The sequence below is a fragment of the Mesorhizobium sp. M0802 genome (assembly GCF_040320115.1).
In the GTDB taxonomy this organism is placed as follows: domain Bacteria; phylum Pseudomonadota; class Alphaproteobacteria; order Rhizobiales; family Rhizobiaceae; genus Mesorhizobium.
The window spans coordinates 118,209-144,646 of sequence record NZ_JAMYOY010000001.1; the positions used below are offsets into that span (position 1 = coordinate 118,209).

Genomic DNA, 26,438 nt, shown 5'->3' on the forward strand with positions numbered 1-26,438 from the left:
CATCTTATTCCTCGGAAATGGAAAGGGCGTCTTCGGACGCCCTTTTTGCTTGCCAAACCGGGCATGGTTCGCATCTTGGCGCAGCAGCCGTCCAGTAAGAAGTCCGTTGGCACGGCGCCATGCGATTGGTATTGCACGCGCGCCCGGCGGATCGCCGGCTAAAGGGGCATTTGGGATCGATGATGCGGCTACGCGACTGTCACAACTTTTCCGATTTCCGGCGCATGGCCCAGCAGCGGTTGCCGGGGCCAATCTTCAACTACATCGATGGCGCGGCCGACGACGAGGTCACCTACCGCCGCAACACCGAGAGCTTCGAGCGCTGCGACCTCGTTCCCAACGTGCTGCGCGGGGTAAGCGAGATCGACATGTCGGTGACGGTGATGGGCCAGAAGCTGGCCATGCCCGTCTATTGCTCGCCGACCGCCTTGCAGCGGCTGTTCCATCATCAAGGCGAGCGCGCGGTGGCCAAGGCTTCGGCCAAATTCGGCACGATGTTCGGCGTGTCCTCGCTCGGCACTGTCAGTCTTGAGGAAGCGCGCAAGATCAGCAGCAGCCCGCAGGTCTACCAGTTCTATTTCCACCGGGATCGCGGCCTCAACCGGGCGATGATGCAGCGGGCGAAAGCGGTTGGAGTCGAAGTGATGATGCTGACCGTCGACAGCATCACCGGAGGCAACCGCGAGCGCGACAAGCGCACCGGCTTTGCCATCCCCTTCAAGCTCAACCTTGCCGGCATGCTGCAGTTCGCGCTGAAGCCGGGCTGGGCGATCAACTATTTCACCCATGAGGGGTTCAAGCTGCCGCAGCTCGACGAGCATGTCGACATGGGCGGCGGCACGATGTCGATCAGCCGCTACTTCACCGAGATGCTCGATCCGTCGATGACCTGGGACGATGTTGCCGAGATGGTCAGACTGTGGGGAGGTCCGTTCTGTCTCAAGGACGTCATGTCGGTGGAGGATGCCAAGCGCGCCGTCGAGATCGGCTGCAGCGGCATTGTGCTGTCCAACCACGGCGGCCGGCAGCTGGACGGCTCGCGGGCGGCGTTCGACCAACTGGCCGAGATCGTCGATGCCGTCGGCGACAGAATAGACATCATCATGGATGGCGGCGTGCAGCGCGGCACCCATGTGCTGAAGGCGCTGTCGCTCGGCGCCAAGGCTGTTGGCGTCGGCCGCTATTATCTGTTCCCCCTGGCGGCGGCCGGACAGCCGGGCGTCGAGCGGGCGCTGGAGCAGATGCGGATCGAGATCGAGCGCGGCATGAAGCTGATGGGCTGCAGTTCGATCGAACAATTGTCGCGCAACAACCTCCGTTTCAGGTAATCTCGACCCATGAAATCCTCGCTCGAAGACACGCTGCTCGCCGCGATCCGCACCATTCCGGACTACCCCAAGCCCGGCATCCTGTTTCGCGACATCACCACTTTGCTCGGCAATGCGCGCGCCTTCCGCCGGGCCATCGACGAGCTGGTGCATCCCTATGCCGGGCAGAAGATCGACAAGATCGCCGGCATTGAGGCACGCGGCTTCATCCTCGGCGGTGCGGTCGCGCACCAGCTTTCGGCCGGTTTCGTGCCGATCCGCAAGAAGGGCAAGCTGCCTTACGAGACGGTACGCGTCGCCTACAGCCTGGAATACGGGCTGGACGAGATGGAGATGCACAAGGACGGCGTTGCGCCGGGCGAGAAGGTGATCCTGGTTGACGACCTGATCGCGACCGGCGGCACGGCGGAGGCGGCGGTCAAGCTGCTGAGGCAGATCGGCGCCGATATTCTTGCCGCGTGCTTCGTCATCGACCTGCCGGATCTCGGCGGACGGGCGAAGCTCGAAGCGCTGGGCGTGCCGGTGCGGACGTTGATCGGGTTTGAGGGGCATTAGGGAGTAGGGAGTAGGGAGTAGGGACTAGGGAGTAGGGAGTAGGGAGGGAAGCTCCGCATTCCGTGCAAGGAGCAGCACCCACTGCTGCCTAATCCCTACTGCCTAAAACCTACCCCCTACCCAGCCTTCACCAGCACCGCGCTGTCGAACTCCAGCACCTTGTCGCCCGTAGAATCGAATCCTTCCGAGCGCAGCGCGAGCAGCCGCCAGCCGGGGCGGGTGGCGAGCGGGCGGTGGGACAGGGCCGTGCGCATGAAGGTGACGGTTTCTCCGGCATAGACCGGCTTTGGCCATTTCAGGTTCCTGAAGCCGGGGGAGGGGCCGAATTCTGGTACCGGGCCGGGTCCGGTCCATTGAGAAGCGTCCATAGGATTTTTGAGATTGAGCTTCATCCAGGTGGCCGCGGTGTGCCAGCCTGAGGCGCAGAGGCGGCCGAACACGCTTTTCTTTGAGGCCTCCTCGTCGACATGAAAGACCTGTGGATCGTATTTGCAGGCGAACGCCTTGATCGCCTCGGTTTCGAATGTGTGCGAACCGAGGTTGATGGTATCGCCGATGCGGAAGAACGCGTCGAGGCTCATGCGCCGGCCTCGCGGGTCAAGAACATGACAGTGTTCTCAAGTTCGAAGACGCTTTCACCGCGCTGGTTGAACAGTTCGCTGCGCAAGGTGACGAGGCCGAGCTGAGGCCTGGATTTCGACAGGCGCCTGGCAAGCACGCTGGTGCTGCCGGCCAGTGTGTCGCCGGCCAGCACCGGCTTCTTCCATTTGACCTGGTCGATGCCGGGCGCGCCTTGCGCGGTCGAGTCGAGCAGGAAGGCGTCGCACAGCATGCGCATGAAGATCGCGCAGGTGTGCCAGCCGGAGGCGGCCAAGCCGCCAAGGATGCTGGCCTTGCCGGCGGCTTCGTCGAGATGCATCGGCTGCGGGTCGAATTCGGTGGCGAATTCGATGATTTCGGCCGCACTCACCTGCTTGGCGCCGAGGTCGATCGATGCGCCCTCGGTGAAATCCTCGTAGGCCCAGCTTTTTGCGGTCATGATCCCAATCCGGTTGTACGATCACCGGGCATCCGGATGCCGTCCGGGCGGCGTTTGGTCAAGCGAATTCTATTGGGCCTACAACCAGCCGCGGCGGCGGAAATACCAGAACGGCAGGATCGCCGACAGGATCATCAGGCCGATGGCGAAGGGATAGCCGAGCTCCCATTTCAGCTCCGGGATGACGTCGAAATTCATGCCGTAGATCGAAGCCACCAGCGTCGGCGGCAGGAAGATGACGGCGGCGACCGAGAAGATCTTGATGATGGCGTTCTGCTCGATCGAGATCATGCCGAGCGTCGCGTCGAGCAGGAACGAGATCTTCTGCGACAGGAAGGTGGCATGGTCGGCGAGCGACAGCACGTCGCGCGATACTGTCTTGATGCGGGCGCGGACGTCCTTGCTCATCTTGATCTGGGTCGCGACGTGGGCAAGGAAGCCGGTGAGGCGCTGCAGCGAGATCAGGCTGTCGCGGATCGAGGAGGCAATGTCTTCCTTGCGGCCGATGGCCTTGAGCAGTTCCTGGAAGTCGCGATTGCGCTTGTTCACCTTGGTCGACCGCGCTTCGAAGATATCGCGCGAGATCGTCTCGATGTCACGGCCAGCGCGTTCGAGAATATCGGCTAGGCGATCGACGATCGCCTCCAGCAGGCCGATCAGGATGGTGTTGCCGGTGGTGCAGCCTGTCGCCACCTTCTCGGCGCGCAGGGGAAAGGTCTTGAACGCCTTCGGCTCATGATAGCGGATGGTGACCAGTCTCGGGCCGGCAAGCACAAAGGTAACCGGTGACATCAAGGGATCATCGATCTCGGTCTGCGCCGGCAAGGTGGCGGTCATGAAGTAGGCGCCGTCCTCGATGTAGAGGCGGCTCGAAATCTCGATCTCCTCCATCTCCTCGCGCGTCGGGATGGCGACGCCGAGCCAGGTCTCGATCGCTGTTTCTTCTTCCTTGGTCGGGTTGAGAAGGTCGGCCCAGACGACGTGATCGCCATTGGCCACGAGATCGTCGGCGGGGCGCAGGCGGTCATTGTCGACGACGAAGGCCTTGATCATCGCCGCTCTCCATTGGTTGAGCCCAAGAGGTTCCGTTCGATAGCGATGGGTCTTGCACGCGCGGCAGTTCCCACGGCCACGGCCAGTCGGATGCAGAGGGCCTTAGACCCGGTGCCAAAGGCAGTCAAGCGAAGCGGCAGGCTGGCTCCTCCACTTGACGCAGCTGTGATCGGCCGCCGTCAGCGCGCGAGCCGCGAGATGCCTCGGCGTCTCAGGTGTTGAACTTGAACAGCAGCACGTCGCCGTCCTGGACGACATATTCCTTGCCTTCGTCGCGCGCCTTGCCGGCCTCCTTGGCCGCCACTTCGCCGCCCAGCGTGACGTAGTCGTTATAGGCGATGGTCTGGGCGCGGATGAAGCCGCGCTCGAAGTCGGTGTGGATGACGCCGGCGGCCTGCGGGGCCTTGTCGCCCTTGTGGATGGTCCAGGCGCGCGTCTCTTTCGGCCCGGCGGTGAAATAGGTGATGAGATGCAACAGATCATAGCCGGCGCGGATGACCTTGTTGAGGCCGGGTTCGTCGAGACCGAGCGACGACAGGAACTCCATCTCTTCTTCGTCCGAGAGCTGGGCGACTTCGGCCTCGATCGCGGCCGAGATTACGACGGTGCCGGCGCCCTGCGCTGTCGCCATCTTTTCCACGGCCTTGGTGTGCTCGTTGCCGGTGGCGGCGTCGGCTTCGGCGACGTTGCAGACATAGAGCACGGGGTGCGAGGTCAACAGGTTCAGCCCCTGCAGGATGCGCAAATCCTCGGCTGAAATGCCCTTGAGCAGGATGCGGGTCGGCTTGCCGGCCTGCAGCAGCTCGAGCGCTGCCTCCATCATCGGCAGCACGGTGGTTGCTTCCTTGTCCTTGCTGCCGGCGCGCTTGCGGAACTGCACGATGCGGCGCTCGAGGCTGTCGAGGTCGGCGAGCATCAACTCGGTCTCGACTGTATCGGCGTCGGCGACAGGGTCGATCTTGCCCTCGACATGGGTGATGTCGTCATCCTCGAAGCAGCGCAGCACGTGGACGATGGCGTCGACCTCGCGGATGTTGGCGAGGAACTGGTTGCCCAGCCCTTCGCCCTTGGAGGCGCCGCGCACCAGGCCGGCAATGTCGACGAAGGAGATGCGGGTCGGGATGATCTCTTTCGACTTGGCGATCGCGGCGATCTTCTGCAGCCGCGGGTCAGGCACTGCCACCTCGCCGGTGTTCGGTTCGATGGTGCAGAACGGATAGTTGGCGGCCTGCGCCGCCGCCGTCCTGGTCAACGCGTTGAAAAGCGTCGACTTGCCGACGTTGGGCAAGCCAACGATACCGCATTTGAAACCCATGTTCGTCCGGTCCTATCGGGAAACTAGAAATTTGATGAGGGCTATGGGCGATAGGGGTAAGGAACGTCAAGCCCTGCGGTCCCGATCCTATCGAAGCTCAGTCCTTCTTGCCGAACAGCTTCTTCAACATCGCCGCCATCGGGCCGCTTTCCGGCAGCTTGGTTGGCGCCTGCTGCGGTCGGGCCTGGCGGATGTGGCTCTGGGCTTTCGGGCTCTGCGTGTTCGGCGCCTTGGGCGGCGGGCGGTCGTCGTCGCTGGTCGGCACGAGCTTGTCGCGAAGCGCCAGCGTGATGCGGTTCATGAAGGAACTGTCTTCGCCCTTGGCCAGCAGTCCGGCATCGTCGGCGATGGTGTCGAGCAGCACGTCCAGCCACCCGCGGTCGGCCTTGGCGAAGTCGCCTAGGACATGGCCGTGCACCATTTCCGGGACACCGGGGTGGCCGACGCCGATGCGCACGCGGCGAAAGTTCTTACCGACATGCTGGTCGAGCGAGCGGATGCCGTTGTGTCCGCCGGCGCCACCGCCGACCTTGACCCGCAATTTGCCGGCCGGCAGGTCGATCTCGTCGTAAAAGACGGTCAGCGCCTCGGGGCCGAGCTTGTAGAAGCGCAGGGCTTCGCCGACCGGCTGTCCCGACAGGTTCATGAAGGTCTGCGGCTTGATCAGAAGAATCTTTTCGCCGGCAATCGTGCCTTCGGCGATCAGGCCCTGGAACTTCTTCGACCAGGGCGAAAACGAATGGCGGCGGGCAATTGCGTCCGCCGCCATGAAGCCGACATTGTGCCGGTTATCAGCGTATTTCGCGCCCGGATTGCCGAGGCCTGCAAAGACAAGCATCGTGAACTCCGGGCCCGAAAATTACTTCTCTTCGGCAGCAGGAGCCGCCGCTTCGGGGGCTGCCGCTTCCGCCGTCTCTTCCGTCTCCGGCTTCATCGCCGAGGAGCCGGCAATGGTCGCGATGGTGAAATCGCGATCGGAGATCACCGGCTTGACGCCGGCCGGCAAGGTAACCGCCGAGATGTGGATCGAATCGCCAATGTCGGCGCCGGTGAGATCGACGGTGATGAATTCCGGGATCGCATTGGCCGGGCAGTGGAACTCGACTTCGTGACGCACGATGTTGAGCACGCCGCCGCGTTTGATGCCGGGCGACTTGTCTTCATTGATGAAGTGGACGGGCACGTCGACGTTGACCTCGGTGTCCTTGCCGATGCGCAGGAAGTCGACATGGACCGGGAAATCCTTGACCGGGTCGAGCTGGAAATCCTTGGGCAGAACCTGGATTTTCTTGCCGTCGACATCGATCGTGGCGATCGTGGTCAAAAACCCGCCGCCATGGATTTTGTAGAAGACGTCCTTGTAGTTCAGCGCAATCGCCAGGGGAGGCTGTCTGTCGCCGTAGATAACTGCAGGCACTTTACCGTTGCGGCGAACTGCACGGGCGGACCCCTTACCGACCTGTTCGCGCGCTTCGGCCTTGAGCTCGTAAGTATCGTGGCTCATGGCATTTCCTTTCGCGTTTTATGGAGCGTTTGCGGTGGCAGTGTGCCTGGACCGTAAACGTCGAAAGCCGCCAGGCCTGGATGTCCGAATGCCAGAAACCGCATACGCGGAGCTTTGTTCGGGATCACAAGGGAAGGCAGCCTTCCGCCGCGTTGCCTCCAAGGGTGTCTACGCGGGTGGCGGCTCTATAGCGGAAGGCGGGCAGGCGTGCAAGCCATGGCGGGCAAGGGCGGCCGATGCCTGCGTTGGGCGCGCCGCATTGCGCTCAGGCCGGCAGGTCGGTGGGCGGATTTGATCCGTTTCCCTTGGCGCCACCCAGCGTGGACAGAGCGCTCAGCAGTTTCGTCCGGTCCTTGCCGATCATGAGCACGCCGCTGTCGGGCGCCAGCAGCGCCGAGAACGGAAGCATGGCAGCGCCGATCGAGGAGGCCTCAGGGCCGAATTGCCCCGACACGATCTCCGGCGCCACGATGCCGATTGCGCTGGCCTGGTTGAACTGGGTCTGCACCCTTGCCAGCAGTTCGAGATGGATCGGCCTGGGCAGGATCGAGTCGAGAACGATGGCCTCGATGTCGATGATGGAGGTGATGGCGATGATCGCCTCGACCAGCGCGCTCGCACAATCGTCGATCCATTCGAACAGCGGCACGCGCGCTTCGGCTGGCAACGGATCGAGTTCCCGCACACGATTGATCACCACGCCGCGCGACCTCAGGTGATTGACCAGCACATAGATCGAGGCGCGATGCAGCAGGCTCTGGTAGCGCGCAGGCTTCGCCGCCACCGAATCGAGGCTTGAGGGCGAGACCGGCAAGGGTCCGAGGGCAGCGCTGTTGCCATGCGGCCCGGTATGGACCCTGCCGCCTTGCACCAGGCCGCCGCCGACAAAAGTGTCGATCGAGATGTGCATGAAATCGCGAAAGCGGGCGCCGGCGCCCTGGACAAGTTCGGCCAGCGCCGCCGACGTGGCGTCGTTTTCCACGAACACCGGCGTCTTCGCCGGAGTGGCAAAGCAAGTCGTCAGGTCGATCGCCTCCCAGCGGCTGCCGAGATCGTCGGGAAAGCCGAGTTCCTCGCTCCAGCCGCCGAGGAAATAGGGTGAGGCAATGCCGACGCCGACGATGCTGGCATCGCCAAGCCCATCCACCAGCTTTTCGAAGGTGGCCAGCGCCATGTTGCCGGCCTTCAGCACCAAATCAGGATCGGGGAAGCGGTATTCGTGCGACTCTCTTGCGCGGATTTCACCGGCGAAGTCGACCAGAACGGCTTCAAGCGCACGCCGGCCGATCTTGATGCCGACGCTGTAGATGCGCTCCGGCGTCAGCCGGTACAGCGTGGAGGGCGAACCGCGCTGCCCGAACCTTTTTCCCACTTGCTTTACGAATCCGGAAGATTCCAGGCCGTCGACGATGGCAGCGACGGCCGCCGGCGTCAGGCTTGCCGCGCGCGCCAGATCGGACTTGGAGGCTTCCTTGAGGCGACGGATGGCGTCGAGCACGAAACGCTCATTATAGTGCCGAACTTTGACAGAATTGCTGCCTTTTCCTGACAAAACCCGCACACTCCCCAAATGTCCCGTTCCCGGCGCGAAGCCCGCAAACCACCTGCGGCCGAGCGCACCCTGCGGTGCCTATGTAGGCGGCGACAGTGCGCGTCGGAACCATGGAAGTCAATTTTGCCGTTGCGCCTTTGCGCTATTTAATATAGCAAATTGAAAAAATAACTAGTCAAGGAGGAGACGTGCTGCACTCGGGCACACAAAGCGAAGCCGACGCTGCGGTGGTGCGGGCTGTTCCTGTTGCCCTGGTTCAGGCGACGAAGGCTTTCGGCGGCACGATTGCGCTCAAGGACGCCTCCTTCGAATTGCGCTCCGGCGAGGTGCTGGCGCTGCTTGGCGAAAACGGCGCCGGCAAGAGCACCTGCGTGAAGCTTCTGGCCGGTGTGCATTCTCCCACCAGCGGTCATGTCGAGGTTGACGGCAAATCAGCCGTCTTCCATTCGCCGCATGACGCGCAGGCGGCCGGCATTGCGGTCATGCACCAGCATCCTGGCCTGTTTCCCGATCTGTCGGTGGCGGAGAACATCTATCTCGGCCACATGCCGCGCGACCGCTTTGGCGGCATCGACAATGCCGCCATGCTGGCCGGCGCCCGCAAGGTGCTGGCTACCGTCGGGCTCGACGTGCCGGCGGCAACGCGGCTGGGAACACTGCGTACCTCTGAACAACAACTGGTCGAGATCGCCCGCGCGCTGTCGCTGGATGCCCGCGTGCTGATCATGGACGAGCCCACGGCGGCGCTGTCACAGCGCGAGGTCGAGCGGCTGTTTTCCGTCGTTGCCGATCTCAGGCTGCATGGCGTGGCGATGATGTTCGTCGGCCACCGCATGGATGAAATCTTCCGCATCGCCGACCGCATCGCCGTGCTGCGTGACGGGCGCCTGATCGGCGTCAAGCCGAAGGCCGAGCTTGGCCGCGCTGCCGCCATCAGCATGATGGTCGGGCGTGAAGTCACCGACCTCTATCCCGAACGGCGCCATGCCTCAGGCGCGCTGGTGCTGGAGGGGAAGGGACTTTCGCGCGCCGGCGGGTTTGCCGGTATCGACCTCAAGCTTCACGCCGGCGAGGTGCTGGGGCTTGGCGGCCTGGTCGGCAGCGGACGCACCGAGATTGCGCGCGTGCTGTTCGGTATCGACCGGCCCGACGCCGGCGAAATCCTGATCGACGGCAAGCCCGTGCAGTTCGCCTCGGCGCGCGACGCCATGGATGCGCGCATCGCCTATGTGTCGGAAGATCGCATGGGCCAGAGCCTGGTGATGGATTTCTCCATCCTCGACAATGCGGTGCTACCTGTTCTCGACAAGGCCGCACAACGCGGTCTCTACGGCACCGACCGCGCCATCGGTCTGGTGGCGGACTGGCTGAAGCGCATGAAGCTGCGCTTTTCCGGCTACGGGCAGCCGGTGAAAGAGTTATCCGGCGGCAACCAGCAGAAGGTGGTGCTGGCCAAATGGCTGCGCACCGAGCCGCGCGTGCTCATCCTCGACGAGCCGACGCAAGGCATCGATGTCGGTACCAAGGCGGAAGTGCATGCAATGATCGCTGACCTTGCCGCGCAAGGCATGGCGATCCTGCTGATCTCGTCAGAGATGCCCGAGCTGATCGGCATGTGCGACCGCATTATCGTGCTGCGCGAAGGCCGCCAGACTGCTGAGTTTTCGCGCGGGCAAGCCACGCAGGAAAAGGTACTGGAATCGGCGACCAGGACCGATGAACGTGCCGGCCAGGCAGCGCAGATAGAACGCGCCGCCGAGGAGGAAAAGGCAAAAGGACCGTTCGATTTTCTGAAGCGGCGGGAATTCGGCCTGCTTGCGGCGATGCTCGCCGTCGCCATTCCGGTCACCATCATCAACCCGCGCATGGTGAGCGCGGCGAACCTCACCGCTGTGTCGATGGACGCGGCCTTGCTGATTGTCGCCGCACTGGCGCAGATGCTGGTGCTGATCACCCGCAACATCGACCTGTCGATCGCAGCTGTGATCGGCCTCTCCGCCTATATGGCGGCCAGCATGGTTCAGGCCTATCCCGGATTGGACATCGGCATCGGCCTGATCACCGCCTGCGCCGTCGGCGGCTTTGCCGGACTGCTCAACGGCCTTGTCGTTACCAGGGGAAAGATCCCGGCCATCGTCGTTACGCTGGCTTCGATGTCGATCTTCCGCGGTTTCAACTCGATCTGGGCGGCGGGCGACCAGGTCAGCGCCGACGAAGTCACGCAAGCCTGGCTCGACATGACCGGGCTGAAGATCGCAGGCGTGCCGCTGATCGTCATCATCGCTATTGTCATCCTGTGCGCCGGCTATGTGCTGCTCTATCGCACCGCAACCGGGCGCGAGCTGTTTGCCACCGGTTCCAACCCGGACGGCGCAAGGCTGATCGGCATTCCGGTCGACCGGCGCATCCTGCTGGCCTTCGGCATGGCCGGCCTGCTAGGCGGCCTGTGCGGCGCCCTGTGGGCTTCGCGCTACGCCACCATCGATGCCCGCGTCGCGCTCGGCTTCGAACTCACGGTGATCGCCTCTGCGGTGGTCGGCGGCGTCGCCATCCGCGGCGGCTCGGGCACGCTGCTCGGCATCATCCTTGGCGCGCTCACGCTCTTGGTCATCAAGAACGGGCTGACGCTGGTGCGTGTCGACCCGCTCTGGCTGCAGGGCGTCTATGGCCTGGTGATCCTGGTTGCCATCGGCATCGACACCTTCATCGCGCGGCGTGCCGAACAGGCAAGACAGGCGAGGGCGAGATGAAAAAGTTTATCCGCTCGATCGACTTCTGGGATCTGCTGCTGGCGACCGCCTGCCTCGCTGTCTTCGTCTATGCGGCGGTCTTCGTGCCGAATTTCGTTTCCGGCTTTAACCTTTCTCAGCTGGCGGCGAGCGCCTCGGAAAAGGCGTTGCTGATCCTGCCGATGACGCTGCTCATCATCACCCGCGAGATCGACCTGTCGATCGCCTCGGTGCTGGCGCTGACATCCGTGGTGTTTGGCCTGCTCGTCCAGGGCGGCGTGCCGACGCTGGCGGCCATTCCGCTGACGCTGGTCTTCGGCGGCCTGCTCGGCGCTTTCAATGGCTATCTGGTTTCAGGGCTGGGGCTGCAGTCGCTGGTGGTGACGCTCGGCACCATGGCGCTCTATCGGGGCATTGGCTACATCCTGCTCGGCACCGGTTCGGTCAACATATTGCCGCCGGCGGTCGTCGATTTCGGCATCAGCAATCTGCCGGGCACACAAATCCCGTGGACCATCGTGCCGTTCCTGCTGCTGGCGCCGATCTTCGCGGTGGTGCTGCAGAAGACGCCGACCGGCAAGCGCATCTATGCGCTCGGCGGCAGCCCCGAAGTGGCGCGTTATTCCGGCATCGATACGCGCAAAATGGTGCTGAAGCTGTTCGTCGTTTCGGGCATGGTCGCAGCCATCGCCGGCATCGTCTACACCGCGCGCCTCTCCAACGCCCGCGCCAACAATGCGCTCGGCATGGAGCTCGATGTCATCACCATCGTGCTGCTCGGCGGCGTCAGCGTCTTCGGTGGTAAGGGGCGGCTCACGGGGGTCATGCTGGCGCTGCTGTTGATCGCCATCATCCGAAATGTGCTGGCGCTCAACCAGATCGGCGGCGACGCTCAAGGCATGATCATCGGCCTGCTTCTGATCGGCTCGCTGCTGGTCGGCAATTACTGGCGCTCCCTGGAGGAGCGGCTGTCAAGATCGCGCGTCCTGCGCGAAACCAAGGGGTGATCTCGGGCCCCTTTCTTCAAGCCCGAATTCTGACGGAGGAGACACAATGAAAGCGTTTAGAATAGCCCTGCTCGCATCCGCGGTTCTGCTTGCGCCGGCCTCGCTGGCCTACAGCCAGGAATGCGCCAAGGAACCGGTGACCGTCGGCTTCCTGCCCAAGCTCGACACCGATCCCTACTTCAAGGTGGCTTTCGGCGGCGCCGAAGAGGCGGCGAAGGAAATTGGCGGCACCGCCACCCAGGTCGCCCCGTCGCAGGCGACGGCCGAGGCACAGATCGAATTCATCAACAGCCTTGTGTCGCAGAAGGTCGGCGTCATCGCTATCGCCGGCAACGACGCCAATGCCGTTGCGCCTGCGCTGAAGCGCGCCGTTCAGCAAGGCGTCCGGGTGATCTCGTACGATTCCGACGTCGCGGCCGATGCGCGCGCGGTGTTCGTGAACCAGGTGAAGGGCGACAGTCTGGCCGAAATGATGCTGGAAAGCGCATTCAACCTCAGCGGCGGCGAAGGCGAGTTCGCCATCCTGTCGTCGACGCCGACGGCGACCAACCAGAACGCCTGGATCGACTTCATGAAGGCGAAGATGGCGGCAGAGCCGAAATACGCCAAGATGAAACTGGTGCAGGTCGCCTATGGCGAGGAGAGCGAGCAGGTCAACCAGCAGCAGGCCTTGGCGCTGGTGCAGGCGTTTCCGGATCTCAAGGTGATCATCGTGCCGGCAGGCATAGGCCTTCCGGCGGCCGCGCGCGCACTCGAGGAAGCCGGTATGATCGGCAAGGTCAAGCTGACCGGCCTTGCGCCGGCCACTTTGATTTCGAAATACATCAAGGATGGCGCTGCCCAGGATATCTGGTGGAATGTCACCGATCTCGGCTACCTGACCTATCAGGCGGCCCAGGCGCTGGCGCAGTGCAAGATCACCGGCAAGGAAGGTGAGAAGTTCACGGCAGGCAGGCTCGGCGAGTACACGATCGGCGCCAGCGGCGAACTGATCCTTGGCCCGGCCAAGATCGTGACGCCGGAAAACCTGGCCGAGTTTAAGTTCTAAGCCTCCCAAGGCCCGGCGGGCGCCGGTTCAAGCCGGCGCCCGCTCGTTCAATTGTCAGTCGAAAAGCGTGAGGGCGACGATGAAACTCTTGCTGGCAGGCGAGACCTTCGCGGCGACGACGTCGGTCGCTGCCGGCGGCGACGTTCTGACAAGTGCGACATGGGTGAATGGCGCGACGGCCTTCAATGCCGCCCTTGCCGCAGAGCGCATAGCGGTGACGCAGATCGGTGGCGATCGCTGCGCGGCCGAATTTCCGTATGACCTCGACGCGCTGGCCGAATACCAGGCGGTGGTGATCTCCGATGTCGGCGCGCTGACCTTGCTGGTCACGCCGGAGGCCCGCGCCGGGCGCATCGGCGTCAACCGCCTCGACGTCCTCAAGGCCTATGTCGAAGGCGGTGGCGGGCTGATGCTGGCCGGCGGCTATATGGGGTTCCAGGGCATGTTCGGCACGGCGCGTTTCCACGACACCCCGGTCGAGGACATCCTGCCCGTGCGCTGCCTGCCATTCTCGGACGGGCTGGAAGTGCCGCAAGGCCTGCAGCCGTCGATCCTTCAGGCGTCGCATCCGATCCTTGCCGGTGTCGCGGGCCCGTTGCCGCCGATCCTCGGCATGAACAAACTCGATTTCAGGCGCGATGGCTCGTCCCAGCTGCTGGCGACCTGCCATTATCGTGGCACGGACTGGCCGCTGCTTGCTGCTCGCAGCGTTGGCCACGGCCGCACCGTCGCCTGGGCGACGGATATCGGCCCGCACTGGCTGTCGCAGGACTTTCTCGGCTGGCCGCTCTACGGCAAGCTGATGGGCAACGTCGTGCGCTGGCTGGCCGGCAAGGATTAAGCCTGGCGTGTTTGTAGGGCAGCTAGTCCGGCTTGCTGCTCAACGCTTCGCGCAGCGCCTGGATCCGCCGATTCAAGGCATCGAGATCAGCCATCGTCATGCCCGAGCGTTCGATCAGGGTTTCGTTGAGGCAGTTGCACTGGACGAGCAGCGCGCGGCCGGCAGGCGTCAGGTCGACCTGCACTTGGCGCTCGTCCGTCTGGCTGCGCTGGCGGGTGACGAGACCGGCCTGTTCCATGCGCTTCACCAGCGGCGTGATGGTGCTCGATTCCAAAGCGAGCCTGTGCGCAATCGAGCCGACCGACATCCCGCCGGCTTCGGCAAGTGCGTTCAGCACGAGATATTGCGGATAGGTGATGCCCATCTCGTCCAGCATGGGCTTGTAGGTGCGATTGATTGCCATGCTGGTGGCGTAAAGCGTGAAGCAGAGCTGGTTGTCCAACGGGAGAGGCACGAGGCATTCCTTTGCCGACTGAGCACATCAATATGTACCACGAAAAATGATATCGCGATACATATTTTCTGTAGACAAGGATTTGGACCTGCGCTAGTCGTATGGTTATCGCGATATTGATTATCGCGGAAGCAATCAATGGAGAGCGAGATGACCAAGCCCGGCAGCAGCACGATCACCACCAAGGACGGCACCGAAATTTTCTACAAGGATTGGGGAACGGGACAACCCATCGTCTTCCATCACGGCTGGCCGCTGAGCAGCGACGACTGGGACGCCCAGATGCTGTTCTTCCTGTCCAAGGGCTATCGCGTCATTGCCCATGACCGGCGCGGCCATGGCCGCTCCACCCAGACCGATACCGGCAACGAGATGGACACCTACGCCGCTGATGTCGCGGAGCTTGCGGCGCATCTCGACCTCAAGGACGCGATCCATGTCGGCCATTCCACCGGTGGCGGCGAAGTGGCCCGCTATGTCGCGAAGTACGGTTCCGGTGGCCGTGTCGCCAAGGCCGCACTGCTCGGCGCGGTGCCGCCGATCATGCTGAAGACGGCGGCCAATCCGGGTGGCCTGCCGATCGAGGTGTTCGATGGTTTCCGCTCCGCCCAGGCAGCCAACCGCGCCCAGTTTTTCCACGATATTGCGGCCGGCCCGTTCTACGGCTTCAACCGCCCCGGCGCCCAGGTATCGCAGGCTGTCGTCGAGAATTGGTGGCGCCAGGGCATGATGGGCGGCACCAAGGCGCATTATGATTGCATCAAGGCGTTCTCGGAAACCGACTTCACCGACGATCTGAAGGCCATCGACGTGCCGGTGCTGGTCATGCATGGCGACGACGACCAGATCGTTCCGATCACCGACTCCGCGCTGCTGGCTGTCAAGCTCCTCAAAAAGGGCGAGCTCAAGGTCTACAAGGGTTTTCCGCACGGCATGGCGACCACCCACGCCGATGTGATCAACGCCGACCTGCTGGCGTTCTTCAAGGCGTAGAATCGTTCAGTTGAATAGACATCGTCCAGTTGGATAGGCAAGGCACCCGCCGCCGGGCGGGTGCATTTGCTTTCGTCGAAATGTCAGCGGGACAGTGCCTATTTATCGAGAAAACCAGTGATCAGTTTGACGGTGTCGTCGGGGTTTTCCTCCATGATCCAGTGTCCGGAAGCGGGCACGATGCCGCCCGTGACATCGGTCGCAACAAGCCGCAGGAGATCGGCCTGCGTAGTGCCAGCGGATTTTTCACCGCCGACAGCCAGTACCGGCATGGTCAGTTTGCCGCCGGCGGCAAGCATCGCCTGGTTGTCGATCGCGTCCTGGTCAAACGCCTTGAACTGCTCGAAGGCGTCATGCATCGCATGCGGGCGGGCATAGAGTTTGGCGTAGTGCCTGCGCGTCGCCTCGTCGATCTTCTTGGGGTCAGCCGACAACTCGTTATAGAAGCGGTCGAGATAGATGCGCTCGCGCCCCGCGACCAGCCGCTCCATATCAGGGCCGCGGAAGTTGAAGTGCCAAAGCAGCGGGCTTTGCTTGATCTTTTCCCAGTCGCCTATGCCGGGCAGCGGCGCGTCGATGATAACCCATTTGGTGATGCGCTTGGGATACTGAGCGGCGAGCGCATAGCCGACCATGTTGCCGATGTCGTGGGTGACGAGATCTGCCTTGTCGATCTTCAGGGCATCCAACACGCCGGCGATGTCGACGGCCTGGTTCTTCTTGGCGTAGCCCGCTTCCGGGTGGGCCGACAGACCCATGCCGCGCAGGTCCGGCACGATGACGGTGTGGTCCTTTGCGAGGGCGATGGCCGCGGCGCCCCACATGTCTCCGGTATCGGCAAAGCCGTGCAGCAGCACGACGGCGGGACCCTTGCCGCCAACGCGCACATAGAGTTTGGTGCCGTTGGTTTCGACGGACTGCGTCTTGAAACCCGGCGGAAAGGGAACGATGCGTGCCGTCGCCGGCAAGGTAACAAGAAGCACACCCAATACGGCCAATACGATCTTGCGCATGTCATCCCCCAGAGACGTCGAAGGCCCCAAGCCTTCGTTGATGACTATCTCTAGCAGGCTTTTCAACCAGCGCATGGTGAAAGAATCACAGAGGGCGCAGCAATGCCGCGCCCTGCGTCAAATCCGCAAAATCGACCGGTTTTATCTGGCCGCCGCTTGCGCCTTCCTGGCTTCCTTCATGTTGGGCAGGAACACCGTCAGCAGGCCGAGCAGCGGCAGATACGAGCAGATCTGGAAGACGAAATCGATGCCCTTCATGTCGGCGACGACGCCGAGCACGGCGGCTGCAATGCCGCCCATGCCGAAGGCGAAGCCGAAGAAGATCCCGGCGATGGTGCCGACACGTCCCGGCACCAACTCCTGCGCAAACACGACGATGTTGGAGAAGGCCGAGGACAGGATCAGGCCGATCAGCACCGTCAGCACCATCGTCCATTCGAAATTGGCGTAGGGCAGCGCCAGCGTGAACGGCAGCACGCCGACGATCGAGAACCAGATCATCGCCTTCTGGCCGTAGCGGTCGCCGAACGGTCCGCCGAGCAGGATGCCCAGCGCCGAGGCGCCGAGGAACAGGAACAGCATGACCTGGCTCATCTGCACCGACACGCCGAACTTATGGATGGAATAAAAGGTGTAGTAGCTGGAGAGCGAGGCGATGTAGGCGTTCTTGGTCAGCACCAGCAGCGTCAGCACCGCCAGCGCTCCCATCACCTTCTTGCGCGGGAAGGGGGAGACGAAGCTTGCCGCCTTGCGATTGCCCTGCGCGGCGCGCATCCGGCTGTACCAGCCGCCGACCCGCGACAAAACGATGATGCCGATCAGAGACCCGACGGCGAACCATGAAATGCTGGTCTGGCCGAAGGGCACAACGATGAAGGCAGCGAGCAGCGGCCCCATCGACTGGCCGAAATTGCCGCCGACCTGGAACAAAGATTGCGCCAGGCCAAAGCGGCCGCCGGAGGCAAAGCGGGCAATGCGCGAGGATTCCGGATGGAAGATCGCCGAGCCGATTCCGATCAGCGAGGCGCCGACCAGAAGCAGCGCATAGTGGCCGGCATAGGCCAGAACGATCAGGCCAATCAGCGAGGACGCCATGCCGTAGGGCAGCGAATAGGGCATTGGCCGCTTGTCGGTGATCATGCCGATGACCGGCTGCAGCAGCGACGCCGTGACCTGGAAGGTGAAGGTCAGAAGACCGATCTGCCAGAAATCGAGACCGTAATTCTCTTTCAGCAGCGGATAGATCGCCGGCAGCAGCGATTGCATGATGTCGTTGATGCCGTGGCAAAAGCTCACCGCCAGAATGACGGTGAAGGCGGTCGCCTGGGCTGAAGGGAGGCTGGCGCTTGGCTGCGGTGCAATGCTGGTGGCTGTCGTATCGGTCAAGGCAGGCTCCGAGGTCTTTTTGGCGGGTGTTTGCCCGCGGGCAGGCTTGGCGGCCGCTCCCGCGGACCGCCTTAAGGACGCTCGTCTGAAGCGCTTGGGCGACGCCCCTGCGGAGCGCCTTGGGGATGGCTGCCTTATAAGCCGCTTGCGAGGCGACTTCTTTCGTGGTTTGGTCCAATAGTTTCGCAAGCGGGCCATAGCCGATGCCACATGGCAGGGACATCTTCCGCGCCGGCAATGCCGATCTCGGCCGATTGCACGAAAGCCGCTGGCAGTGGCTGGAGGAGGTTTCCGGGCCGGCGGTGGCTTTGCCGACCGAATATCCCGACGGTTACCTCGTGCCGCAACACCGCCACAGCCGCAGCCAGCTGCTGCATGCGCTGGTCGGTGTCGTGCTGGTGACGACCAGGTACGGGCGCTGGATGGTGCCGCCCGACCACGCAATGTGGATACCGGCCGGCACCGAGCATTCTGTCGAAATGCTGGGCGATGTCTCGATGCGCTCGGTCTATGTCATGCCGGGCGCTATCCCCGGCCTGCCGGAAGGTTTGCGCGTCGTCGGCATCACCGAGCTGATGCACAGCCTGATCGTCGAATCGGAAAAGCTGCCGCAAGGCGGCGAACTGGAAGGCCGCGGCGGGCTGATCATGAACCTGTTGCTGCACGAGATCCCGACCTTGCCGGAACGGCCGCTCGGGCTGCCGTTCCCGTCCGACCCGAAGCTGGCGGCGCTCTGCCGACGCTTTGTCGCGGCACCTTCGCCGCACGCCACGATCGACGAGTGGGCGGATGCCGCAGGCATGAGCCGCCGTTCGTTCACCCGCGCCTTCCAGCGCCAGACCGGACTGTCCTTGTCGACTTGGCGCCAGCAGGCCTGCCTGTTTGCGGCCCTGCCCAGGCTCGCCGATGGCGAGCCGATCACCAGGGTGGCGCTCGACCTCGGTTATGACAGCGTGCCGGCATTCATAACCATGTTCAAGCGCATGCTCGGCGCCTCGCCGCGCGGCTATATGCGCGGCGCCCGCGACGAAGGCATGCGGCGGGCTCAGCCTCGACTTGAGGCCCCGGCGCCGTAGCGCCAGGAAAAAGCCCGCAGCACTTTGTCGTAGGCCCTAGTCCAGCTGAACGCCGCTGGCCTTGACGATCGGTTCCCATTTGGCGAGTTCGGCCTTCACATGCGCTCCAAGCTCTTCCGGGGTGGAGGCCACTATCGAGGCGCTGAACTGGGCCATGCGGGCGATCACATCAGGGTCTTTCAGGGCTTCAACTGCCGCCTTCTGAAGAACGGCGACGACCTCCGGCGGCGTGCCTGCGGGCGCGAACAGAGCGTTCCAGCTGTAGGTTTCATAGCCGGGAATGGTTTCGGCAATGGCCGGTATGTCGGGGAAGGAGGGAACGCGCTCCTTGGTGGTGACGCCAAGCGCTCTCAGCGTCCCGCTCTTGATATGGCCCGATGAAGAGGGGAGGTTGTCGAACATCATCGGCACCTGATTGCCGATAACGTCGTTCAAGGCCGGTCCGGCGCCCTTGTAGGGAATGTGCTGCATACTGACGCCGGCCATCGTCTTGAAAAGCTCGCCGGAGAGATGCAGCGGGGTGCCATTGCCTGATGAGGCGTAGGCATATTTGTCCGGGTCCTTCTTCAGCATCTCGATCAGTTCCTTGACGTCCTTGGCGGGGAATTCAGGGTTTACGACCAGGACGTTTGGCACCAGCACGAGCAACGATATCGGCGCAAAATCCTTCTCCGCGTCGTAGGGCTTTGTCTTCAGGATCAGCGGGTTGAGCGCGTGGGTTGCGACCGTGCCCATCAGGATCGTGTAGCCGTCCGGTTCGGCTCGGGCGACCTGGGCAGCGCCGATGCTGCCCCCGGCGCCGCCGACATTTTCGACGACAATCTGCTGGCCCAGCTTTTCGGACATCTTGTTGGCGACTAGGCGCGCGACCAGATCCGTCGAGCCACCGGCGGAAAAGGGGACAACCATGGTGATGGTCCGGTCCGGAAAATCGGCGGCCCAGGCCGCCGGTGCTGAAAGGGTGGCTGCGATGGAAACCGCGAGCCCGAGCAAAGTCCTACGCCGCATCTGCTACTCCTCCGTTGATTGGAGGGGCAGTATGGCCATGGTGAACTCCTCGCACAATGCAACCATGGACTGACTGCCCGCCTCAGGAGATCGGGCTTGACACCGATGCTTCGGTTGGCGTGCGCGAGAACGCCTCACCCCTCAGTTCAATCAGCCTTGGTCCAGCTGAAAACAAGCCATTTGTATCGTGACGTCTCTTCAGGCTCGGCCGTGTAGGTCATCTGCATGTCGCCGCCCTCGGCGTAGATGTCGAGCCTGGGCGCCGTGTCCAGTTCGAGCCACAGGGATTCGTTCTTGAACGACCATGTCCCGCACCAGACGCAAGGCCCCGATGCCGGGTCACCCGGTTGGTGAAAATCGTAGCGGCCGTCCGCCGTGATCTCCAGATAGTCGAAGGCGCCATAAAAGGCGGTCACAGTCTGCTGAAATTCGGTCGCAGCCGCTTCCTGGTCGGGCTTCGCCGGCTCTTTCAGATCACGCGGTGGCCGGATTGCGGACCCTGCGATGCTCCATTTGCCGATGAAATCCTTTTCGGTGGGAAGATATTCCGTTTGCGCCTGCGCGGTCGAAACCGGAGCGATTGTCGGCGCATAGGCCGCGCTCGCGATGCCGATTGCGAGAAGCATTCCTGCGATGCCTGCAGCCTTGATTCGATTGCGCATCAGTTGCGCTCCTTTCACGACGGTTTGGGGCAGATTCCAAAACGAGATTACCCCCGAGCTAGGCCCGTGGGCACGCTTTTGGGCAACATGGATTAATCGAACAGGCTCGACACGGACTCTTCGGTCGCTGTGCGCGAAATCGCCTCGCCCATCAGGTCGGCGATGGAGATGACGCGGATATTCGGGGCGTCGAGCACGCCTTGCGTCGGCTGGATGGAATCGGTGATCACCAGTTCCTGCAGCTTCGAGCCGCTGATCCGGGCGACCGCACCGCCCGACAGCACGCCGTGGGTGATATAGGCGGTGACGCTGGTAGCGCCGTTGGCGAGCAGCGCATCGGCGGCGTTGCACAGCGTGCCGCCGGAATCGACGATGTCGTCGATCAGCAGGCAATCCTTGCCGGCGACCGCGCCGATGATGTTCATCACTTCGGATTCACCGGGACGTTCGCGGCGCTTGTCGACGATGGCCAGTTGTGCGTCGAAGCGTTTGGCGAGCGCGCGGGCGCGCACCACGCCGCCAATATCGGGCGAGACGACGACGACATTGGCAAGCTGTTTGTATTTTGCCTTCACGTCGCGGGCCATCACCGGCACCGAGAACAGATTGTCGGTCGGAATGTCGAAAAAACCCTGGATCTGGCCGGCATGGAGGTCGAGCGTCAAAACGCGGTCGACGCCAGCGCGGGTGATCATGTTGGCGACCAGCTTGGCCGAGATCGGTGTGCGGCCCGAGGCCCGGCGATCCTGCCTGGCGTAACCGAAATAGGGGATGACCGCGGTGATGCGCTTGGCCGAGGAGCGCATGAAGGCATCGATCATGATGAGCAGTTCCATCAGATGATCGTTGGTCGGGAACGAGGTCGACTGCAGGATGAAGACATCCTCGCCGCGCACGTTTTCCTGGATTTCGACGAAGATTTCCTGATCGGCGAAGCGTCTGACGCTGGCCTTGCCCAGCGGGACATTGAGATAGCGGGCGACCGCTTCGGCCAGCACCCGGTTGGAATTGCCCGCGAAAAGCTTCATGCACCGTTCCTGGCGAAGGATGGGGAGGTCCTCTTAATCGGGCTTGTAGCGAGCCGTGCCGGTATTGCAAGCCTCGTTGACGGGAATCCGCCGGCTAATCTCAAAAACATCAACAGTGAACGGAAGCCGGTAACAGGCGGATCAGCCGGCGCTGCCGCCGAGCCAGGCCGCGAACTGGTCGATCGTCTGGTCGGCGATCGCCTGCATGGTAGCGGGTGCAACCGCGGGCCAGCCTTCGGCGGCATTGACCGAGGGCGCCTTCTGCTGGCCATTGATGCGGTGTAGCCGGTTGCCAGCGGGGTCATAGACGTCCCAGACATAGATAACGGTGGTATCCTTGCCTTCCGTCATGGTCGAGAAGTAGCCCTTCAGCACATGGGTGGCGGCCTGGTCGGCGCTGCCGGCAAGGGTGATGCCGCGCTGCTTGGCGCGTGTCTGCAGTTCGGCCGTCAGCGGCGTTGCCGCTTCCACGGAGGCGCCGACGATCGGCGCGATCTGCAGCCGGGTCTTCGACAAAGCGGCGGCGCTCTGCGCGGGGTTGGCGGGTGTCGTGGCGCCGACGGCCGGCGCTGGTGTGGCGGCGGGCGCGATGCCCGGGGCAGCCAAGGGCTGAGCCGGTTGGGCCGAGGCTGCCGGCGGCGTGATGGCGGACGGCTCAAGGACGTCCTTGGCATTGGTGCAAGCGGCCAGCACAAGCGCTGCGAGCAATGACACGGTCGTCACATGCGATCGTCTCATCTGCCCGAAAACTCCTTAGTCGCGAACGCCCCCGCGTGGACCAACCATTATGGATTCACTGTACGATCAAGTCGAGATCATGGCGTGAAAGCGGCTTCGGCTGGGATTCGGTGGTCAGGTAGGTGCGGCCAAGCGTCATCGCCGTCTCGGTTTCGGAGTCCATGATGATCATGTGCGCGAACAATGTCATGTTGGGCGCGATCGGCTCGGGATTGCCCTGGTAGAACATCGGCATATCCATCCAGGACGGGGTGAAGCGGGCGCCGACGGAATAGCCGCAGGCGTTCAACCGATGCTTGGTCAGGCTGTGCGCCTCCAGCGTGCGGGCATGCGCGTCGAAGACGTCGCCGAAGGTGTTGCCGGGCGTCATCGCCTTCTCGACCGCCAGAAGAGCCGCGCGGGCGGCGTCGAACAGCTCCTGATGGCGCTTCGACGCCTTGCCGGTCAGCACGGTGCGCATCATCGGCGCGTGATAGTGATGGAACACGCCGGCCCATTCGAGCGTCAGCTGATCGTTCTTGGTCAGCTTGCGGCGCCCGGCCTTGTAGCGGCAGAGCAGCGCGTCGATGCCCGAGCCGATGATGAATTCATTGGCCGGATAGTCGCCGCCGCCGGCAAACACCGCGCCCTGCATGGCGGCAAGGATCAGCGCTTCGTCGCCGCCCTGCTTGATCAGCGGCAGGGCCGCGTCGAGCGCGTCGTCGGAAAGGTTGGCGGCCTTTTCGGCCTTGGCGATTTCAGCCGGGCTCTTGAACAGGCGCAGACGGCCGACAATACCGGAGGCGTCGGCGATCTGGCCGAAGGTCTGCAGCTGCTCGTCGACGCGGCGGCCATTGAAGGCGGTCAGGCCATGGGTGTCGTATTCGACGCCGATGCGGGCGCCGAGGAGATTGAGGTCGTTGAGCAGGTTGCGCAGGTCGACCGCCGGGTTGGCGCCGTCGCGGTCGGTCCACAGCACGATGTTGTCGATGATCGATGTGTGGCGCGCCTGGCGCAAATCGGCCGAGCGGGTGAGCAGCACCATCGAGCCGTCAGCCTTCACAACCAGGCACTGGAAGAAACAGAAGCCGAACGTGTCGTAGCCGGTTAGCCAGTACATGCTCTCCTGGGCGAAAAGCAGTACAGCATCGAGCTTCTTTTCCGTCATCTCCATCATCAACCGGTCACGCCGGGCGTCAAATTCCGACCGTTCGAAATGCAGCGCCATTATCCGTTCTCCAAAACAATTGCCGAAACCTGCCGACCGTAGTCCGGTTCCTTGCGATGCGTCGCGCGCCGGTAGGAAAAGAAGAGATCCTCCTCGGCATAGGTGCAGCGGCCAAGCCCCTGCGCGGTCACGCCAGCCTTCTTCAGCCGGTCGACCGTATAGAGGTTGAGATCGAACATTGCATGCGCCGGATTGGCCGAAGGCGCGAAATAGCCGATGTTTTCGGCATCGGCTTCGACGAAACGGGAGACGAATTCCGGCCCGACCTCGTAATTGTCGGGGCCGATCGAAGGACCGAGAACCGCAATGATGCGCTCACGGCGGGCGCCGAGGCTTTCCATCGCGGCAATGGTGTTTTCAAGCACACCGGTGAAAGCGCCCTTCCAGCCGGCGTGTGCAGCGCCAATGATGCGCGCTTGAGCATCGGCGAACAGCACCGGGCCGCAATCGGCCGTCGAGGCGCCGATGGCGATGCCCGGCCGGTCGGTGACGATGGCGTCGGCCTTGGGCCGCGGGCCGGGAAAGGGTTCCCTGGCAATAACGACATCGGGCGAGTGGACCTGATGCGCGGTCAGGAGATGGCTGGCCGGCACACCCATCCAGGCAGCGACGCGGCGGCGGTTCTCGGCGACCAGCATCTGATCGTCATCCGACCCGGTGCCGATGTTAAGTCCCTGATAGATGCCGCCGGAGACGCCGCCGATACGGGTGAAATAGCCATGGCGGATACCTCGCGGCTTGGCCGCTTCCAGCAGCGGCGAGCGAACAGGATCCGGTTTGGTCTGATTCAGCATGGATGGGTTTGTTGTCCGCGCCGGCGTTTTCGTCAAGGCGAAGTTCGGCCGAGTGATTGCGACAGTGCTGCTGCGTCGACTTTGCATTGGCCAAAAGCAGGCATGCGACCATAGGCGGCGTCGCGGGACGGCTTGTAACGATCTCTGAGGGTCAGACTGGCTGATGCGGCAGGATTTTCAGGATTTTGAACAGCGTGCCCATGCCGTCGGGTCCGGCCAGGCGCTCGACGGCATCGGCAATGGTTTGTCGTGCCTCTTGGCTTGCCTGGCTGCCCAACTGGCCAGCTCGCTCAAGCAATCCCATGCCAAGCAGAAAGTCGCCCTGCGTCGCCAATTCCACATCGAGGCCATGCGCCCGCACGACGGCGGCCAGTGCAGCGAAGTCGACATGGGCGGTGAGATCGGCTTCGCCGGGATTGGCCAGCACATCTTCGGGGGCGTGCCTGCGCACGGCCTGCAATGTGTCGCCGAAACCGGGCTGGAGATGGCCGTAATCGGGGAACAGCCCGGCGCCGCCGTGGTCGGCTATGCGTTCGGCAATGGTCGCCATCAGTGCCGCGCGGGCCGGTGCTATTTCGAAAATAGAGCCTTGTGGCGCCTCGGTGGCGTCTTCCGGCAGCAGCGTCGCCTCGACCGAGCCAGCGCCGGCGAAGAAGCTCAACTCGTCTGAGACATCGAGGCCGATCACCCGTTCGCGCCAGCCGACGCCGGCGCGGATGAACTGGCGGATCGGCACGGCATCGAACAATTCGTTGCCGACGATCAGCAACGGCGCCTGCGGTAGCGTGGCGATGGTTTCGTGCCAGCCGAGCTCAACCGAACTTTCGGCAAGCGTCTGCTTCTGGATTTCGGTTAGCCGCGGGCTGGTCTCGACCAGAGCGAAGGACGCTCCGGCGGCGATAGCCGGATCGAGCCGCGTCAGGGTGCGAAGCATGTCCTTCATCAGCGTGCCGCGGCCAGGCCCGATCTCCGCGATGGTGACCGGCAGCGGTCGGCCGATCGCCAGCCAGGCCTGATAGAGCCAGACGGCGACGAGTTCGCCGAACATCTGGCTGATCTCGGGTGCGGTGACGAAGTCGCCGGCGGCGCCGAACGGCTCGCGCGTGGTGTAGTAGCCGTCGCTGGGATCGAAAAGGCAGAGCGCCATGTACTCGTTGACGGGGAGGGGCCCGAGCGCGCCGATCAGGTCGACGATGCGGGTCTTCAGCCGTGTCATGCCGGCTGTGGTTGCGGCGCCGGTTTGGCGGTGGCCATCGCCCAGATGCCGGCCAGCACCATCGGCAGCGACAGCACCATGCCCATGGTGAGCCAGCCGCCGAGGAGGTAGCCGAGCTGCTGGTCGGGCTCGCGGAAGAACTCGACGAAGATGCGTGACAGGCCGTAGCCGCAAATGAAGGCGCCGCCGACAAAGCGCGACGTCTTCAGCTTCAGCCGCGAATGGGTGAGGAAGCGCAGGACCAGGAACAGCACCGCGCCCTCGAGCAGCGCTTCGTAGAGCTGGCTCGGATGGCGAGGCTCCAGGCCCGCGACACAACCCGCCACGGTCTGCTGGAGACGCTCGTTGCAGAAGACGACGCCCCACGACACGTCGGTCACGCGACCCCAGAGTTCGGCATTGACGAAGTTCGCGATGCGGACGAGGCCGAGCCCGACCGGCACGCCGGCTGCCACCACGTCGAACAGCGTCCAGGTGCGGATGCCGCGCTTGAGGGAAAACAGCGTCATGGCGAGGATGACGCCAAGCAGGCCGCCATGGAACGACATGCCGCCCTGCCAGACGGCGAAGATGTCGAGCGGGTGGTCGATATAGCGCTTTAAATCGTAGAAAAGCACATAGCCGGTGCGTCCGCCGAGCACGACGCCGACGGCGGCCCAGACGATGAAATCGTCGAGGTCGATCGGCTTCATCGGCAAGACGCCATCAGGCCACAGCCTTGTGTTGGTGACGAGCCGCTTGGCGTACCACCAGGCGAACAGGATGCCGACGATATAGCCGATGCCGTACCAGTGCACAGCCAGCGGGCCGATCTGAACCAGGATCGGGTCGATGTTGGGGAAGGACAGCGACGCCATCGGCAGCGGGAAATAGTCGTTCAACAGGATCTCCT

At 63.3% G+C, this 26,438-nt stretch carries 26 protein-coding genes; 8 read left to right on the top strand and 18 right to left on the bottom strand.

Going from position 1 to position 26,438, the window contains the following annotated elements; all coding sequences use genetic code 11:
* Positions 1-182 precede the first annotated feature (182 nt).
* Complete coding sequence (locus tag NKI10_RS00570; protein ID WP_352857985.1) at positions 183-1,328, top strand: alpha-hydroxy acid oxidase; 1,146 nt, start codon at positions 183-185, stop codon at positions 1,326-1,328.
* Between the two features lie 9 nt (positions 1,329-1,337).
* A complete protein-coding gene (locus tag NKI10_RS00575) occupies positions 1,338-1,883 on the top strand; it encodes an adenine phosphoribosyltransferase (protein WP_013529989.1) in 546 nt (181 codons plus the stop codon).
* A 116-nt stretch (positions 1,884-1,999) separates the two neighbouring features.
* On the opposite strand, the gene NKI10_RS00580 is transcribed toward NKI10_RS00575, so the two are convergent.
* From NKI10_RS00580 to NKI10_RS00610, 7 genes are all read right to left on the bottom strand, one after another.
* Positions 2,000-2,464 carry a MaoC family dehydratase gene (locus tag NKI10_RS00580; protein ID WP_352857988.1) on the bottom strand — a complete coding sequence of 155 codons (465 nt, stop codon included), beginning with the start codon at positions 2,462-2,464 and terminating at the stop codon, positions 2,000-2,002.
* Positions 2,461-2,922: a MaoC family dehydratase gene (locus NKI10_RS00585; protein ID WP_023670033.1), complete on the bottom strand. Its 462-nt coding sequence runs from the start codon at positions 2,920-2,922 to the stop codon at positions 2,461-2,463. Before NKI10_RS00585 ends, NKI10_RS00580 begins: the two co-directional genes overlap by 4 nt.
* Before the next feature lie 78 nt (positions 2,923-3,000).
* Positions 3,001-3,975 (bottom strand): magnesium/cobalt transporter CorA, encoded by a 975-nt coding sequence (gene corA, locus NKI10_RS00590; RefSeq protein ID WP_023695808.1) that lies wholly within the window; start codon positions 3,973-3,975, stop codon positions 3,001-3,003.
* Positions 3,976-4,186: 211 nt separating this feature from the next.
* The gene (ychF, locus tag NKI10_RS00595; protein WP_023695807.1) at positions 4,187-5,290 is read right to left on the bottom strand and encodes a redox-regulated ATPase YchF; all 1,104 of its coding nucleotides are present in this window, start codon (positions 5,288-5,290) and stop codon (positions 4,187-4,189) included.
* 97 nt (positions 5,291-5,387) lie between these two features.
* Entirely contained in the window at positions 5,388-6,128 is a 741-nt protein-coding gene (pth, locus tag NKI10_RS00600) for an aminoacyl-tRNA hydrolase (protein ID WP_352497573.1), read from the bottom strand.
* Between the two features lie 21 nt (positions 6,129-6,149).
* Positions 6,150-6,794 (bottom strand): 50S ribosomal protein L25/general stress protein Ctc, encoded by a 645-nt coding sequence (locus NKI10_RS00605; RefSeq protein WP_023686131.1) that lies wholly within the window; start codon positions 6,792-6,794, stop codon positions 6,150-6,152.
* A gap of 265 nt (positions 6,795-7,059) precedes the next feature.
* A complete protein-coding gene (locus tag NKI10_RS00610; protein ID WP_023701572.1) occupies positions 7,060-8,292 on the bottom strand; it encodes an ROK family transcriptional regulator in 1,233 nt (410 codons plus the stop codon).
* Positions 8,293-8,534: 242 nt separating this feature from the next.
* On the opposite strand from NKI10_RS00610, the gene NKI10_RS00615 reads away from it, so the two are divergent.
* From NKI10_RS00615 to NKI10_RS00630, 4 genes are all read left to right on the top strand, one after another.
* Entirely contained in the window at positions 8,535-11,096 is a 2,562-nt protein-coding gene (locus NKI10_RS00615) for an ATP-binding cassette domain-containing protein (RefSeq protein WP_352857993.1), read from the top strand.
* Positions 11,093-12,082 carry an ABC transporter permease gene (locus NKI10_RS00620; protein ID WP_023691580.1) on the top strand — a complete coding sequence of 330 codons (990 nt, stop codon included), beginning with the start codon at positions 11,093-11,095 and terminating at the stop codon, positions 12,080-12,082. The genes NKI10_RS00615 and NKI10_RS00620 overlap by 4 nt, the downstream gene beginning before the upstream one ends.
* 46 nt (positions 12,083-12,128) lie before the next feature.
* Complete coding sequence (locus NKI10_RS00625; RefSeq protein WP_023701576.1) at positions 12,129-13,130, top strand: rhamnose ABC transporter substrate-binding protein; 1,002 nt, start codon at positions 12,129-12,131, stop codon at positions 13,128-13,130.
* Positions 13,131-13,209: 79 nt separating this feature from the next.
* Positions 13,210-13,971 (top strand): glutamine amidotransferase, encoded by a 762-nt coding sequence (locus NKI10_RS00630; RefSeq protein WP_352857996.1) that lies wholly within the window; start codon positions 13,210-13,212, stop codon positions 13,969-13,971.
* Positions 13,972-13,993: 22 nt separating this feature from the next.
* Here NKI10_RS00630 and NKI10_RS00635 read toward each other — a convergent pair whose 3' ends face one another.
* Positions 13,994-14,425, bottom strand: a complete 432-nt coding sequence (locus NKI10_RS00635; protein ID WP_023670043.1) for a MarR family winged helix-turn-helix transcriptional regulator — start codon at positions 14,423-14,425, stop codon at positions 13,994-13,996.
* Positions 14,426-14,575: 150 nt separating this feature from the next.
* On the opposite strand from NKI10_RS00635, the gene NKI10_RS00640 reads away from it, so the two are divergent.
* On the top strand, positions 14,576-15,418 hold the full coding sequence (locus tag NKI10_RS00640) for an alpha/beta fold hydrolase (protein ID WP_155923213.1): 843 nt from the start codon (positions 14,576-14,578) through the stop codon (positions 15,416-15,418).
* A 98-nt stretch (positions 15,419-15,516) separates the two neighbouring features.
* On the opposite strand, the gene NKI10_RS00645 is transcribed toward NKI10_RS00640, so the two are convergent.
* Entirely contained in the window at positions 15,517-16,431 is a 915-nt protein-coding gene (locus NKI10_RS00645; protein ID WP_023817450.1) for an alpha/beta fold hydrolase, read from the bottom strand.
* A 141-nt stretch (positions 16,432-16,572) separates the two neighbouring features.
* Positions 16,573-17,817 carry an MFS transporter gene (locus NKI10_RS00650; RefSeq protein WP_023670046.1) on the bottom strand — a complete coding sequence of 415 codons (1,245 nt, stop codon included), beginning with the start codon at positions 17,815-17,817 and terminating at the stop codon, positions 16,573-16,575.
* Between the two features lie 203 nt (positions 17,818-18,020).
* Here NKI10_RS00650 and NKI10_RS00655 point away from each other — a divergent pair, with 203 nt between their 5' ends.
* Positions 18,021-18,893, top strand: a complete 873-nt coding sequence (locus tag NKI10_RS00655; protein WP_023733350.1) for an AraC family transcriptional regulator — start codon at positions 18,021-18,023, stop codon at positions 18,891-18,893.
* Between the two features lie 36 nt (positions 18,894-18,929).
* Here the strand turns inward: NKI10_RS00655 and NKI10_RS00660 are convergent, their stop codons facing one another.
* The 8 genes from NKI10_RS00660 to lgt form a co-directional block, all read right to left on the bottom strand.
* Positions 18,930-19,901: a Bug family tripartite tricarboxylate transporter substrate binding protein gene (locus tag NKI10_RS00660; RefSeq protein WP_023691573.1), complete on the bottom strand. Its 972-nt coding sequence runs from the start codon at positions 19,899-19,901 to the stop codon at positions 18,930-18,932.
* Between the two features lie 146 nt (positions 19,902-20,047).
* The gene (locus NKI10_RS00665) at positions 20,048-20,563 is read right to left on the bottom strand and encodes a hypothetical protein (protein ID WP_352521346.1); all 516 of its coding nucleotides are present in this window, start codon (positions 20,561-20,563) and stop codon (positions 20,048-20,050) included.
* Positions 20,564-20,655: 92 nt separating this feature from the next.
* Complete coding sequence (locus NKI10_RS00670; protein WP_023686119.1) at positions 20,656-21,591, bottom strand: ribose-phosphate pyrophosphokinase; 936 nt, start codon at positions 21,589-21,591, stop codon at positions 20,656-20,658.
* 141 nt (positions 21,592-21,732) lie between these two features.
* Positions 21,733-22,329: a hypothetical protein gene (locus tag NKI10_RS00675; protein WP_023686118.1), complete on the bottom strand. Its 597-nt coding sequence runs from the start codon at positions 22,327-22,329 to the stop codon at positions 21,733-21,735.
* 55 nt (positions 22,330-22,384) lie between these two features.
* Positions 22,385-23,536 (bottom strand): M24 family metallopeptidase, encoded by a 1,152-nt coding sequence (locus NKI10_RS00680; protein ID WP_352858001.1) that lies wholly within the window; start codon positions 23,534-23,536, stop codon positions 22,385-22,387.
* The gene (gene pgeF, locus NKI10_RS00685; protein ID WP_352858004.1) at positions 23,536-24,330 is read right to left on the bottom strand and encodes a peptidoglycan editing factor PgeF; all 795 of its coding nucleotides are present in this window, start codon (positions 24,328-24,330) and stop codon (positions 23,536-23,538) included. The genes NKI10_RS00680 and pgeF overlap by 1 nt, the downstream gene beginning before the upstream one ends.
* Positions 24,331-24,481: 151 nt before the next feature.
* Positions 24,482-25,546, bottom strand: coding sequence for a class I SAM-dependent methyltransferase (locus NKI10_RS00690; protein WP_352858007.1), 1,065 nt, complete (start codon positions 25,544-25,546; stop codon positions 24,482-24,484).
* Complete coding sequence (gene lgt, locus NKI10_RS00695; protein WP_023713942.1) at positions 25,543-26,427, bottom strand: prolipoprotein diacylglyceryl transferase; 885 nt, start codon at positions 26,425-26,427, stop codon at positions 25,543-25,545. The genes NKI10_RS00690 and lgt overlap by 4 nt, the downstream gene beginning before the upstream one ends.
* Positions 26,428-26,438: the final 11 nt, after the last annotated feature.

Bases quoted from the DNA above. Each gene is read 5' to 3' on its own strand.
- NKI10_RS00620 (WP_023691580.1), top strand. From the start codon at position 11,093: ATGAAAAAGTTTATCCGCTCGATCGACTTCTGGGATCTGCTGCTGGCG.
- NKI10_RS00675 (WP_023686118.1), bottom strand. From the start codon at position 22,329: ATGAGACGATCGCATGTGACGACCGTGTCATTGCTCGCAGCGCTTGTG.
- NKI10_RS00640 (WP_155923213.1), top strand. From the start codon at position 14,576: ATGACCAAGCCCGGCAGCAGCACGATCACCACCAAGGACGGCACCGAA.
- NKI10_RS00645 (WP_023817450.1), bottom strand. From the start codon at position 16,431: ATGCGCAAGATCGTATTGGCCGTATTGGGTGTGCTTCTTGTTACCTTG.
- NKI10_RS00570 (WP_352857985.1), top strand. From the start codon at position 183: ATGCGGCTACGCGACTGTCACAACTTTTCCGATTTCCGGCGCATGGCC.
- NKI10_RS00680 (WP_352858001.1), bottom strand. From the start codon at position 23,536: ATGGCGCTGCATTTCGAACGGTCGGAATTTGACGCCCGGCGTGACCGG.
- corA (WP_023695808.1), bottom strand. From the start codon at position 3,975: ATGATCAAGGCCTTCGTCGTCGACAATGACCGCCTGCGCCCCGCCGAC.
- NKI10_RS00670 (WP_023686119.1), bottom strand. From the start codon at position 21,591: ATGAAGCTTTTCGCGGGCAATTCCAACCGGGTGCTGGCCGAAGCGGTC.
- NKI10_RS00585 (WP_023670033.1), bottom strand. From the start codon at position 2,922: ATGACCGCAAAAAGCTGGGCCTACGAGGATTTCACCGAGGGCGCATCG.
- NKI10_RS00655 (WP_023733350.1), top strand. From the start codon at position 18,021: ATGCCACATGGCAGGGACATCTTCCGCGCCGGCAATGCCGATCTCGGC.
- NKI10_RS00630 (WP_352857996.1), top strand. From the start codon at position 13,210: ATGAAACTCTTGCTGGCAGGCGAGACCTTCGCGGCGACGACGTCGGTC.
- NKI10_RS00665 (WP_352521346.1), bottom strand. From the start codon at position 20,563: ATGCGCAATCGAATCAAGGCTGCAGGCATCGCAGGAATGCTTCTCGCA.
- pgeF (WP_352858004.1), bottom strand. From the start codon at position 24,330: ATGCTGAATCAGACCAAACCGGATCCTGTTCGCTCGCCGCTGCTGGAA.
- NKI10_RS00690 (WP_352858007.1), bottom strand. From the start codon at position 25,546: ATGACACGGCTGAAGACCCGCATCGTCGACCTGATCGGCGCGCTCGGG.
- NKI10_RS00660 (WP_023691573.1), bottom strand. From the start codon at position 19,901: ATGCGGCGTAGGACTTTGCTCGGGCTCGCGGTTTCCATCGCAGCCACC.
- NKI10_RS00580 (WP_352857988.1), bottom strand. From the start codon at position 2,464: ATGAGCCTCGACGCGTTCTTCCGCATCGGCGATACCATCAACCTCGGT.
- pth (WP_352497573.1), bottom strand. From the start codon at position 6,128: ATGCTTGTCTTTGCAGGCCTCGGCAATCCGGGCGCGAAATACGCTGAT.
- NKI10_RS00575 (WP_013529989.1), top strand. From the start codon at position 1,338: ATGAAATCCTCGCTCGAAGACACGCTGCTCGCCGCGATCCGCACCATT.
- NKI10_RS00625 (WP_023701576.1), top strand. From the start codon at position 12,129: ATGAAAGCGTTTAGAATAGCCCTGCTCGCATCCGCGGTTCTGCTTGCG.
- ychF (WP_023695807.1), bottom strand. From the start codon at position 5,290: ATGGGTTTCAAATGCGGTATCGTTGGCTTGCCCAACGTCGGCAAGTCG.
- NKI10_RS00605 (WP_023686131.1), bottom strand. From the start codon at position 6,794: ATGAGCCACGATACTTACGAGCTCAAGGCCGAAGCGCGCGAACAGGTC.